General features: G+C 70.0%; 10 protein-coding genes and 1 pseudogene. 7 read left to right on the forward strand and 4 right to left on the reverse strand.

The genetic code is table 11. From position 1 onward, the window contains the following. Positions 1-2 precede the first annotated feature (2 nt). On the reverse strand, positions 3-1,328 hold the full coding sequence (locus ABZ951_RS21640) for a DNA/RNA non-specific endonuclease (protein ID WP_344084084.1): 1,326 nt from the start codon (positions 1,326-1,328) through the stop codon (positions 3-5). Positions 1,329-2,263: 935 nt separating this feature from the next. Here ABZ951_RS21640 and ABZ951_RS21645 point away from each other — a divergent pair. Continuing rightward, on the forward strand, positions 2,264-3,550 hold the full coding sequence (locus ABZ951_RS21645; RefSeq protein ID WP_344084087.1) for a hypothetical protein: 1,287 nt from the start codon (positions 2,264-2,266) through the stop codon (positions 3,548-3,550). 306 nt (positions 3,551-3,856) lie between these two features. Here ABZ951_RS21645 and ABZ951_RS21650 read toward each other — a convergent pair whose 3' ends face one another. Both ABZ951_RS21650 and ABZ951_RS21655 read right to left on the reverse strand, forming a co-directional pair. Next, positions 3,857-4,777, reverse strand: coding sequence for an NADP-dependent oxidoreductase (locus tag ABZ951_RS21650; RefSeq protein WP_344084090.1), 921 nt, complete (start codon positions 4,775-4,777; stop codon positions 3,857-3,859). Between the two features lie 146 nt (positions 4,778-4,923). After that, positions 4,924-5,991: an alkene reductase gene (locus tag ABZ951_RS21655; RefSeq protein ID WP_344084093.1), complete on the reverse strand. Its 1,068-nt coding sequence runs from the start codon at positions 5,989-5,991 to the stop codon at positions 4,924-4,926. A 371-nt stretch (positions 5,992-6,362) separates the two neighbouring features. Here ABZ951_RS21655 and ABZ951_RS21660 point away from each other — a divergent pair, with 371 nt between their 5' ends. From ABZ951_RS21660 to ABZ951_RS21685, 6 genes and pseudogenes are all read left to right on the forward strand, one after another. After that, positions 6,363-6,791: a helix-turn-helix domain-containing protein gene (locus ABZ951_RS21660; RefSeq protein ID WP_344084096.1), complete on the forward strand. Its 429-nt coding sequence runs from the start codon at positions 6,363-6,365 to the stop codon at positions 6,789-6,791. Positions 6,792-7,029: 238 nt separating this feature from the next. Further along, positions 7,030-7,515 (forward strand): luciferase family protein, encoded by a 486-nt coding sequence (locus ABZ951_RS21665; RefSeq protein ID WP_344084099.1) that lies wholly within the window; start codon positions 7,030-7,032, stop codon positions 7,513-7,515. A gap of 73 nt (positions 7,516-7,588) precedes the next feature. After that, positions 7,589-8,041, forward strand: coding sequence for a cupin domain-containing protein (locus tag ABZ951_RS21670; protein WP_344084102.1), 453 nt, complete (start codon positions 7,589-7,591; stop codon positions 8,039-8,041). 42 nt (positions 8,042-8,083) lie between these two features. Beyond that, positions 8,084-10,297, forward strand: coding sequence for an FUSC family protein (locus ABZ951_RS21675; protein ID WP_361280480.1), 2,214 nt, complete (start codon positions 8,084-8,086; stop codon positions 10,295-10,297). Between the two features lie 123 nt (positions 10,298-10,420). Next, the gene (locus ABZ951_RS21680; RefSeq protein WP_344084311.1) at positions 10,421-10,567 is read left to right on the forward strand and encodes a hypothetical protein; all 147 of its coding nucleotides are present in this window, start codon (positions 10,421-10,423) and stop codon (positions 10,565-10,567) included. Then, a pseudogene (locus ABZ951_RS21685) lies at positions 10,567-11,140 on the forward strand (transcriptional regulator). Before ABZ951_RS21680 ends, ABZ951_RS21685 begins: the two are co-directional and overlap by 1 nt. A 57-nt stretch (positions 11,141-11,197) precedes the next feature. On the opposite strand, the gene ABZ951_RS21690 reads toward ABZ951_RS21685, so the two are convergent. After that, the coding region (locus ABZ951_RS21690) for a hypothetical protein (protein ID WP_361280482.1) at positions 11,198-11,957 on the reverse strand (760 nt) is incomplete at its 5' end.

An 11,957-nucleotide genomic window follows, 5' to 3' on the forward strand; every position in this document is an offset into this window, starting at 1 on the left:
GATCAGTTTCCGAGGTTGAGCAGCCCGGTGTTCGCCTTGGTGTTGGTGACGCCGGAGAGGGGCAGCAGGCTCTGTGTTCCGTCCGCCCGCTGAATCGCGGCGCTCATGGTGACGCCCGTGGGGACTGTGCTGTCGCTGTCCTTGTAGAGGGGTGTCACCTGGTAGTAGACCGCATCATCGGGCCCCATGGTAGCCGCCTCAACCGCGTCCTTCACCTGCTTCTCATAGGTCCACATGCTGGGTGTTCCGGTGTTCATCCCCACCTGCCAGCAGGGGACGAGGTTGTCTTGCCCGCCGTCCCGTATCTGCCCTTTCCCGCCGAGAATGCTGGCGATCAGGTGACACCGGGCGAGCCCGTACGGCGCTGGGGTACCGGGCGCGGCGTGCGGGCGGGCGAAGTCCTGTGCGTCCTGCCAGCCGGTGATGTCCCCCAAAGCCGCGCTGCCGTCGCCGAGCTTCTTCCTCAGGCAGGCCTGCGCCCCGGCTGCCCGGGTACCGGCCGGGCTGCTCGGGTCGGTCTTGTTGCGGCGCGGGACCGGTTGGGTGCTGTTGAGGATCCACCCGTCGCCGCTATTGGCCTGCATCATCTTCAGGCATGCGGCCTTCGGCTTGGTGAGGCGCTCCGTTCTGCGCGCCGGCTCCGCAAAGCAGAGGTCGCCGTTCAGGAACTGGAAGTGGGATATGCCGGCATCGACCTCGGCTATGTAGAGTCCCTCGCCCTGGTTCTTATCGCTCGTGTAGCCGCCCTGCCAGGTGCCGCGCAAGGCAAGTTGGCCTTGACTGGTGTACTCGTGGGCGTAGTCGTTCGGCCCCTTGATGGTGACGCGCCACTTGTAGCCGATGGCGCTCCCGCCCAAGACATTGAACCCGGTCTCCATGGCGAACGGGTGATGGTTGGACTTCTCCTTGAGCCTGACCCAGGTGATGCCGCATGGCTTGGGCTCGGCGGCCTTGAGCGGGGTCTTGGCCTGCTGGGCGGCGCGGCGCATCACCAGGTCCTTGTGGGCCGCCGGGATGGGAATGGTCTTCCCGTTGACCAGGCGCACGGTGACGTTGCCCGCGCGGTCCGGTGTCGTGGTGACCAGCTCTGTCACCCGCACCGTGGTCATCTTGGATGTGATGGTGTGTTCCGTCGGGCCTTCGGAGACGGCGGTCCCGTGGTCGGCCGGATACGTGGACGCGGAGGCGGCCGTCGCAGTGCCACCACTGAACGCGACAGCGAAGGCCGTCGCGGCCACCGTCGCCCCTGACAGGGCGCGGCTCAGCTTGTTCTGCTTTCGGTCCCGCCCTCCGCGGTGGCGACGTAAACCTGGTCTGGGCATGTTCATCCTCTACTCCGTGTTTTCTGCTTGATACGGTCTTGGTGCGCGTACCGGATGTGCTCGGGGCTCATGCGGACGCTGTCGGGCCGGCCGGGCGCACAGTGGGCCATGGGCTATAGGGCGCCCGGCATGGTGGCAGGCGAGATTGTCGTGCCGTGCCGCTACGCGGTGGTCTGCTTACACGCCGGCCGACTCCGGTGCTCACACGCCCTAGTCGCCCGGCTAGCGCATCTGATCGCGGTCGGCAAGGGATTCCTCTGCCCCGAGCAGAGGCGGCCATGAACGGGGCCGGCCTTTCCTCGGACAGGCGACGGTGCTCGGGGAAAGGTACGGCATCGGTGATATCGCGCGGCCAGGGCCGGCCGATTTACCCTGACATGGTCTCCTCGATCGAAATGCCTGCCGCTGGTTCCGACGGAACTCTCGTGCAGGCCTACCGCCTCCGATGGATTCCCTTCACCGTGCTGGTGGCGATCTGCTTCCGTCGTTCATAGAGCCGTTCGGGCGAGCGCGCAAATACGCAGGCCGCCGTGACCCACTGAAGGAACGCGGTTTCGGGCTCCGGAAGTTGACTGAATAACGTGACTGCTCGGCGGGCGGTCGGACGCACCGGCACACGACGAGGGACTGCAAGGGGAGCTGCCCGCCGTCGGGGTTGACGGCAGCAGATTCACGACCAAACAGCCCATTGGCACAATGGTGGTGGCGGATTATCTCTACGCCCATGAAATTCTGATGAAACCGGGCAAGTCAAGGCCGCCGAACAGTCCATAAAGGGCCAAGGATTGCCCCCGGAACTGGCTGATTCCGCCATCGTCCCCCCAACGCTGCCGACGCTAAGTTCACCCTGATCAAGAACCGTTCACCATCACACCGACCACACCACCGGCCGGAACTCCCGCGTGCCCCACGCGGAGACCGGTCCAAGGGGGATGAGCACGATGCGTCATTCACGATCACCCGGCCTCTGGAGAAGAGGACTGACAGTCCTCACCGCGGTCGCTGCCTCAGCGCTCGCCGCCACGACGGCGACGGCTGCTCCAGCGGGTCCGGCCGCGGCCAAGCCGGCCGCTCCGGCGGCCGGCCAGCCCAAGCTCGGCGATTCCTGTACGTCAGCGGACCTCGGCAAGCGCTTCCCGTACATCAAGACCACGCAGGTCGTTCCGACGATCACGCATTTCAAGGGCTGGTACGTCACCGAGGGGTCAACGGGCTCCCAGACGATCGAGACCAGTACACAGACCGTGGTCACGGTCCAGGTCGGCCTCTCCGCCAACATCCAGGGCAGCTTCCAGGTCGAACTGCTCGGCCAGGTGGGCGGGAGCCTGGGCCTGAACGTGCAGATAGCCTCCAGCACCACCAGCAGCGAGTCCAAGTCGATCTCCTGGGACTTCCGCCTGCCCGGCTACTACGCCCTGTATGAGGGGACCCGCAAGGTCACAGGTCAGTACGGCAGCCTGAACTGCAACCGCGTCGACACCGGCAACGGTACCTACGCCACCAAGTGGGTCAATGGGCCCGAGAGCGGCAGCTACACCACCTACACCACTCTCGAAGAAGGCGCGGTCCGCTGCGAGGACAAGGTCCCCGCCACCAGCATCATGCGCAAGGCGCAGGACCTCCTCGACTGCGGCTCTCCCGCCGCCACCGCGAAACACCCGGCCGGACCCGTCTCCACGCCCAAGGCTGAGAAGGCCAAGCGCGACGCCAACAACGCCGCCACAGCCGCCCAGAGCACGAAGGCCACCCGGGCCGCCAAGCCCGCCACCCGGGCCGCCCTGAACTGCCAGCCCGGCGCCTACAAGATCGACGTCCCTGGCAAGCCCCTGAACTGGAGCGCACCGCTCCTGGCCAACGACGGCATCCGCCTGCGCCAATCGAATTGGACCAGTGCCCACCTGGACAACTGGCGCCTGTGCAACGTCACGGAGAACAGCGGAGTCCTTGAGGCGACCCTGTGGAACTGGGGCAACGGCGGATGCGCCACCATCCCGGCGAACATAGCCAACCAGGAACAGGCCTACCTGACGACGGCCACCTGCGGAGAGGACGACCTCCAGCGGTTCTACATCTACCGCGACGTACCCGGCAGCTCGAAGATCGGTCTGCAGAACAAGCACACCGGCTCCATGATGGGTCACGACCGGTACGCGGACGGGGAGTTGATCCGCCAGTACTCCAGCGGCAGGCAGGACGGTACGAGTACGTACACCCTGACCGGAGTCTGACGACCCCGACCCCACGAGAGCGGCCCGCACGTGAATCCCTGACCGCCCGGGTTCCGCGCGGGCCCTCCTTCTCTGCCCCGAGGCGGGCCGCGGGGACCAGCCCCTGACGCGCGTCATGCGGTGTGCGCTGGGTGCGCGCTACCTGTGTGCACGGATACGGATACGGATACGGAGCCGTAGCGGGGCGGGTGTTGGGGGTCTGGTGAAGGGGCCCGTCAGCAGTGATCCCGGGAAAGACTTCTGATGAGGACCTTGGCCTCCATCGTCACGACCGACACACGGGGTCCTTGCAAGTCACACGTGGGACTACTGTCCGGCGGTGAGGATGATTTTGCCCTGGAGGTGTCCGTTCTCGCTGTGCCGGTGGGCGTCAGCGGCCTTTTGGAGCGGGTAGACGGAGTCGACGGGCGTGCGGATCTTGCCCTGTTCGATGAGGGGAAGGACGGCTTCCAGGGCGAGGCCTGCGGGGCCCGGCCGGCCGGAGAAGCGGACGCCGTGTTCCGCGGCGGTGGGGTCGGCGATAGTGAGTACCTTCTCCGGGTCGCCGGTCAGGGCGATCGAGTCGGGCAGGACGCCACGGCCGGATCCGTCGAGGACGGCGTCGATGCCCTGGGGGGCTGCGGCGCGGACGCGGTCGGCCAGGCCCTCGCCGTAGGTGACGGGAATCGCGCCGACCTCGCGGAGGAAGGCGTGGTTGGTTTCACTGGCGGTGCCGATGACGGTGACGCCCCAGGCGCGGGCGAGCTGGGTGGCGATCAGGCCGACGCCGCCGGCGGCGGCGTGCACCAAGAGGGTCTGGCCCTCGCGCACGCCCAGTTCGCGCAGGGTGCGGTAGGCGGTCTCGACCGCGACCGGCAGAGCGGCGGCCTGCTCGAAGGACAGCCACTCGGGCTTGGCGAAGATCTCGTCAGCACCGGCGAGGTCGTGAGTCGCGGCTGCGCCACCGGTGGCCGAGCGGCCGAAAACGGCCTGGCCCACCTGCCACTGCGACACGTCGTCGCCGATGGCGTCGACGGTGCCGGCCAGCTCGATGCCCGTGCCCGCCGGGCCGGGAAGGGGCTTGCCGTCGGAGAAGAAGCCCTTGCGGATCTTCCAGTCCAGGGCGTTGACGCCGACCGTCCTCACCGCGATGCGGACCTGGCCCGGGCCGGGCTCGGGCAGGGGGACCTCGGTCAGCTGCAGGACGTCGGCGTCGCCGTAGGTGGTGTAGCGGATGGCCTGTGACATGGTAAAGCTCCTCACAGAGTTGCTGGGCGGGGGCGGCGGGCTGTGTGGCTGCACTACCCGCCGGTGGTGTGCCCTCTGGTGTGTTGCCGTGGGTCGTCCCCCGAACGGCGGACGGCACAGGGGTGGCCACCGGTGTGGTGGGTGGGTCAGTTGAGGGTGGGGTAGTCGGTGTAGCCGCGTTCGTCGCCGCCGTAGAAGGTGGCCCGGTCGGGGGTGTTGTACGGGCCGCCGGTGGCGAGACGGCGGGGCAGGTCGGGGTTGGCGACGAACATGGCGCCGAAGGCGATGAGGTCCGCGAGCCCCTCGTCGACCAGGGCCAGGTCCTTGGGCCCGGTGGCGTCGGGGTGGGTGAAGGGGTTGAGGACGAACGTGCCGGGCCACACCTGCCGCAGGTGGCGGGTCAGATCGCGGCCGGGGCCTTCGACCATGTGCACGTACGCCAGGCCCAGGGAAGCCAGGCGGCCCAGCAGGGCGGTGTAGACCTCGGCGACGCTGTTTTCGGTGACGTCGTTGAACGGGTTGCCCGGCGCGATACGGAAACCGACCCGCTCGGCGCCGATCGCATCGGTGACCGCGGTGGCGACCTCGACGCCGAAGCGGATCCGCCCCTCGGTGCTGCCGCCCCAGCCGTCGGTGCGCTGGTTGGCGTTGTCGGAGAGGAACTGGTGGATGAGGTAGCCGTTGGCGCCGTGGATCTCCACGCCGTCGAAGCCCGCCTCCACCGCGTTGCGGGCGGCCGTGACGAAATCGGCGATCGTCGCCGCGATCTCCGCCTCGTTCAGCTCCTTGGGCGTGACGAAGTCCTGCGGGCCCTGATGGGTGTAGACCTGCCCGCGGGCTGCGACGGCGGACGGCGCGACGGGGGCGAGGCCGGCGGGCAGGAGGCTGGGGTGGCCGATGCGGCCGGTGTGCATCAGCTGCGCGAAGATCACCCCGCCCTGCGCGTGGACGGCGTCGGTTACCTGCCGCCATCCGGCGACCTGCTCGGCGGTGTGCAGGCCGGGGGTATCGGGGTAGCCCTGGCCGACGGCGCTGGGCTGGACACCTTCGGTGACGATCAGGCCCGCGGAGGCCCGCTGGGCGTAGTACGTGGCCATGGCGGGGGTCGGCACGCCGCTGCCGCCGTGGGCGCGGCTGCGGGTCATGGGGGCCATCGCGATGCGGTTGGCGAGCTTGGCACCCGCCAGGTCAAAGGGAGTGAAAGCGACACTCACAGGAAAACTCCGGACTCGGTGAGGAAGGGGCTGGGCAGCGGGGACCGCCCGCGAGGCGGACGGGGACCGGGGGGTGTCAGGCGACCGGTTCAGGTGCGCTGCGCCCGGTATGGCCGGGGGGTGAGGCGCCCGGCTGCCGTGCAGCGGGGAGCGCGGCGGTGGCGCGTCCGTCGTGCGGCGACTCCTCCACGCTACTACCGTGGAGATAGTGGTTTCCCTGACGAAAGCGCCCCTGGTGTCGCGGCGACACTGGACATACCGGGGCTCCGGCCGCCTTTGTCATGTCAGCGGCTTCAGTCGGCTGCGGGGGGCCCGCAGCCGCCGGGCCGCGCCTTTCCGCCTTACCGTCCTCGTTCTCCGGGAGTGCCCTCATGCCGCGCCGACCAGGTTCCGCCACGCCCGCGAGGACTGCTGACCAGGCCAGTGAGGCGGTGGTGGCCTGTCCGGTCAGTCCGGTCGGTGACATCATCTTCAGCCGCTGGACCACCCCGATCCTGTGGACCCTCGGACATCACGGCACGCTGCGGTTCAACGCCCTGCAGCGCCTGATCCCTGAGATCACCCCGAAGATCCTCACCAGCCGGCTGCGGCAGCTCGAACGCGACGGGCTCATCGAGCGGACCTACCACCCGGACATCCCGCCGAGGGTGGAGTACGCGCTCAGCGACCTGGGTCGCACCCTCACGCCTGTCTTCCGGACTTTGACCGCCTGGGGTACCGACCACCTCGCCGAGGTCGAGGCCGCCCGCCGCGCCTACGACACCGCCCGCGCGGAAGAGGAAGCCTGGGCTGACGGCTGACGGCTGACGGCTGACGGCTGACGGCTGACGGGCTCCCAGCGACCTCTCGCAAGCGGGCATGAAACACCATCGGCGCCTCTGACCTGCGTGTTTGGTTCCGCGCGCGGTGGTTTCGTCAGGGAAACCACTATCCGGCGGCTACTAGCGTGGAGATACCGGCCCCGCTCACCGTGGCGCGAGCGCCGGCATCCGGCCCGCCGCTCGGCGCGGGCGCACCCCCGTACAAGGAATGCGCACCATGTCCCTGACCTCCCTTCCCCCGCGCGCCGGTGACCGCCCGCGCACCGGCTCGTTCATCCCGCACCTGCAACTGTCCCAGGCCAGCCCCCCGGCTGTGCGGGAGGCTCTTCAGCGGTGGATGGCCACCACGCTGGACGGCACCCGCCCGGGCCGCTCGGGGATCTCCGTCCCCGACAGCTGGGCCCTGCACCTGACGGCCCCGCCCGCCGATGGCGCGGTACTCATGCCGCCGCGCGGCACGGAATTCGTCCACCTGCACGCCGACGGCAGCCTCCACCTCGCCCTCCACCCGGACGACCAGGCCGTGGTGCTGGATGCCGGCCGGGGTGAGCGTCACCCGCTCTACCACCCGCGGCGGGCCAACGCCCTCATGGTCTACGCACCCCGCGACGCGGACGAACTCGCTCTCGTCCGGCAGGTCGTCACCGCCTCCTACCGGTACGCCACCGGCCGTGTTCCGGAACAGGCGCCCACCGCGCGTTAACCGCGCAAAACAGTGGTTACCGCATAAAACTGCACGTGTTTGCTTTTCGGCACGACGATCGGAGACCTTGGCCGTGACCATCAACCTTGTCACCCAGAACGACGGCGACCTGCTCGACATGGGCAGCACCCGGGTGCGGATCCTCGAGGACGGCTCGCGGACCGACAAGCGCCTGGGTATCGCCGAGCTGTGGCTGGCTCCCGGCTTCAGCGGCCCGCCTCAGCACCTGCACCGCAAGCACGAGGAGACCTTCTTCGTCCTCGCCGGCACCGTCGACTTCACCTCCGGCCACGACACCCACCGCGTCAGCCCCGGACAGCTCGTCACCGCCCCCATCGGCACCCCCCACACCTTCGGCAACCCCGACAACGACCAGGACGCCAGCATCCTGTTCACCACCACCCCCGACCTGTACATCGAGTACTTCCGCGACCTCCAGCGGCTCAAGCCCGGCCCCGAGGGACTCAAGCCCGCGGACATCGCCGAGGTAATGAAGAAGTACGCCACCGAAACCTGGCAGCCCTGACCCCCTACCGGGCTCGGCCCGATCAGAAGCGGTACGACAGCAGTGCACACCCCCACCCCCGTCCGGGCGGCGGCAGCCACCCTCGTGGATGCCGTCACCTCCGCCGACCCCGGCCTGCTGCGCGCCGCCACCGCCGCCCGCATCGCCGCCACCATGCTGCTCACCATGGCCGTGCTCGCCGCTTCCGGCGCCGCCCCACCGCTCATCCTGGTGGGCACGGCCACCGCGATGGTCTCCTCCCTGACCATCTCCGACCCCCGCACCCTCGACCAGCTGCGCACCCTCGCCCTCGCCGTCCCCGCCGTCCTGGCCACCGCCACGCTCGGCGCCCTGCTCACCACCACTCCACTCGCGTCCGGCGTCGTACTGGTGGCCCTGGTGTTCGGCGCGGTATACGCGCGCCGGTTCGGCAAGCGTGCCACCGCACTGGGCACCCTCGCCTTCCAGGCGTACTTCGCCACCCAGTTCATCCAGGCCACCCCCGCGCTGCTCACCGGCCTCTACGCCGCCCAGGCCATCGCCTTCACCGCCGGCGCCCTCACTCGCCTGACGCTGGCCCCCGTCACCGGGCAGCGCTCGGCAGCCCGGCTACTCCGGGCCCTCGATGCCTGCCTGGAACGCCTGCTGCACACCCTCACCACCCTCGCCACCCACCCGCCGGCCCCGGGCCGGCCGGTGAACCAGGCGGCGGCGCGGGTGCGGAGGGACCTGACGCGGCTGCACCGGAGCACCGCCCTGCTCCTCACGCCACCGGCCGGCCCGCCCGCGCTCCCCGGTGGTACCAGTGGCGAGGTGCAGCGCCGGATCGTGGAAATCGACCTGGCCGCCGAGCGCCTGGCCGTCGGGACCCTGGCGCTGCTCGGCCACCCCGCACCCGCACTCGCCCTCCACCTCCCGCACGCCCCGGCGACGGTCAGCGCGCAGCCCCCACCGCCCGCCGCCGGCTCCCGGGTCACACACGCCGCAGCCGGCCTGACCACCCTGCACGCCCTGGTGCGCCGACAGCCGCACGCCGCAAAGGCCCGTCATCAGCACCTGAACGGCGCGGCGCAGGGCGCCGATCCGGTGGGGGAGGCGATCGACGATCTCGCCGATGCCCTGACCGCCCTGTATGCAGGGGAACCCCGCCCCGTCGCATCAGCGCCGACTGCACAGGGCCCCGACGGCCAGGCCGACCAGCAGCACACACCCGCCTCCCCGGGCATCACGCCGGGGCCCGATGCCGCGCCGCGGGGGCTTCGCCGGGCGACCACCCGGGCCGCGGCCCAGGCCGCCACCGGCACCGCCGCGGCCCTGGTCGCCGGGAACCTGATCACCAGCGGGGCGCACGCCTACTGGGCCGTGCTCAGCTGCTGGACCATCTACGTGGGCACCTCCACCACCGGCGAGATCCTCGTCAAGGGATTCCGCCGCACCACCGGCACCCTCGCCGGCATCCTGGCCGCCCTCGCCGCAGCCGGCCTGACCACCGGCCACCCCACCGCCACCATGACGCTGATCGTCGCCGGAGTCCTGGGGATCGCCGCCACCGCGCAGCTCTCCCACGCGGCGATGGCCTTCTTCGTCACCGCCACCATCGCCCTCGCCCTTCCGCTCCTGTCCACCCCCACCAGCCACGCCCTGACCGACCGGGTCCTCGAAACCACCGTCGGCGCCGTCTGCGGCATCCTCGCCGGCCACCTCGTCTGGCCCGTCCCCACCGCCGCAACCGCCGACGCCCGCCTGCGCGACGCACTCACCCGTCTGCGCCAGGTCGTCGACGCGGCCCTCCGCCCCGGCACCACAGCCCCGGTGGACGCCGCACGACAGCTGGACCAGGCACTGGCCGACCTGCGCACCACCGCTCAGCCCCTCACCTACGGCGCCACCCCCTGGCGCCGACGCCGCCGCACCGTCCACTACCTCACCGGACTGCTGGACATCTGCGCCACCCAAGCCAAGCACCTCACCACCCTCACCACAGTCCTGCCCCTCACCGATCCGGCCACCCGCGACACGGCCGCACGCGTCGAGGCAACCCTTCAGAGGCTGATCACCCACACCAACCCGCGCACACCCCTCGCGCACCCCGCATGGACGACGCCTGCCGCTCTCGTTGTCGGCAGGCCCACCACCCCGGCACCCCAGGGCTCCGATCCGGCCGCACAGCGTGCCGTCCGGCACCTCCACCGCCTCGACGCCTGCCTGCTCACCCTTGCCGACACCCTGGGCCTACCCGTCGATACCCCGCAACGTCAACGGTTCTCAGCCGCATAGCACCCGTAGCCACCAAGCCGGACAGCAGGCCGACTGGATTGGCCCCACCACACTCCCGCCGACGGCCGCAGCCCGGCCCTCTGACGGCGGTTGGGTACCAAGCGGGTCACGACTCACCCGGCGATGGGCACCGACGAACTCCACATCATCGGCGACTGGCGCAGTGTCTTCCTTGAGCGCTGGGGTGTTGCCGAGGTAAGGGTGAAGGACACCTGCACCGCCGGAATCCGCATCACCGAACACACCGAGACGGAAGAGGAGGGGGAGTAGTGCCGGAGAAGAACCTCGACTTCGGGAAGTACGGCGCCCGCGGCATCAAGGGCAGCGACGCAGTCGCCCGCAAGCTCGACGAACCCGCGGGCGGCATCGCCACCCCCGTGACCGCTCGGCGCGCTCTGATAGCGCGCCTGCACTACCTGACCAGGACCGGCAAGAGCCGCCAGGCTGCCCAATAGGCTGGGCTGACCGTCACCGACCGGACCCTCAAGCCTGGCTCGAGGGCAACGATCGCCGTCGGAAGCCAACCTGGAACGCATCGACGCCGCGTACCTTTCGGTGCGCCGCCAGAACGTTGCCCGGCATCTCCTGGCCCGTCTCAACCGCGACGGCCGCGGCACTCGTGTCGAGATCCATCCCCTGAACCAGTCGCAGGTGCCGCGGCCGCTGCAGCGGGTGGTGGAGTACCGGGCGATGAACGTGCGCCGCTGGGACAAGATCGTCATCTTCTGAGCGGCCGGTGACCACCAGGGCCTGGACGATGCGTGGACCACCGATGTCCTGCCTGATCTAGGCAGCGAGTGGGGCCAGTACGAGTACGTCACCAACGTCGGCTTCGCCGCATAGCTGCCCCGGATGACTACGGACGACCCCCGTCGTCGCCGGGAAGCAGCCAGCGGGACATCACGGCCTCCCTGCGGCCTCCTGAAAGGTGGTGTCGTCCGTGCAGGGGATCCGTGCGGCCAGGAGGTGCCCGTCCCGGGCGGCGGCTTCCAGGAGCCGGCGCTGTCGGGGGAAGCCACGGGAGACGGGATCCAGGTCGGCGGGCCGGTAGTAAAGCGCGTATTCCCCGGCCTCCAGCGCTGTGCGGCGCCAGCGGGTGGGCGTGAAGACGGGGCCGGTGAAGAAGAAGGTGCCCTGTGGGTCCACGACCGTCAGGCGACTGGTCGCACCCGGCAGGCCCGGCACCGCGGTGAGCACGGCAACCCACTCCTTGACCAGCGGTGGTGGACTGGTGGTCGCACTCGCGGGCGTGAAACCACGGCGCTGGAGGTAGGACGCGAACACATCGGTGAGTTCAGCCTGCCGGGTGTCGGCGAAGAACTGCGGGCTCACCAGTTCCGCGACCAGGACCGCCAACTGGTGTCCGGAAGCGCTCGGAGGCAGGGTACTCATCCGCATGTCGTCCACCGGGTTGACCGACGCGCCGGTCTCAAGCTCCGTGACGGCCGAACGCATGCAGCCCGGGTGGGCGAACCGCACGCGGACCTGCGGACCCCTGCTGCCCGTCACCACCACGTTCACCGCGCCGGTGATCCGCTGCGTGCAGGAGGCGCAGTCCGCTCCCTGCGCTTCCTGGCGGGCCTGCTTCATCCCGAAACCACAACGGCGGAGCGGATCCTCGCAGACGGCAGGGGCGTCCGCACCGGTCGCGACCGGTGCG

The organism is Streptomyces sp. NPDC046215, assembly GCF_040646215.1.
GTDB classification, from domain to species: Bacteria; Actinomycetota; Actinomycetes; order Streptomycetales; family Streptomycetaceae; genus Streptomyces; species Streptomyces stramineus.

Coding starts and splice junctions, on each gene's coding strand:
- ABZ951_RS21650 (WP_344084090.1), bottom strand. CDS start 4,777: ATGTCACAGGCCATCCGCTACACCACCTACGGCGACGCCGACGTCCTG.
- ABZ951_RS21640 (WP_344084084.1), bottom strand. CDS start 1,328: ATGAACATGCCCAGACCAGGTTTACGTCGCCACCGCGGAGGGCGGGAC.
- ABZ951_RS21645 (WP_344084087.1), top strand. CDS start 2,264: ATGCGTCATTCACGATCACCCGGCCTCTGGAGAAGAGGACTGACAGTC.
- ABZ951_RS21665 (WP_344084099.1), top strand. CDS start 7,030: ATGTCCCTGACCTCCCTTCCCCCGCGCGCCGGTGACCGCCCGCGCACC.
- ABZ951_RS21660 (WP_344084096.1), top strand. CDS start 6,363: ATGCCGCGCCGACCAGGTTCCGCCACGCCCGCGAGGACTGCTGACCAG.
- ABZ951_RS21680 (WP_344084311.1), top strand. CDS start 10,421: ATGGGCACCGACGAACTCCACATCATCGGCGACTGGCGCAGTGTCTTC.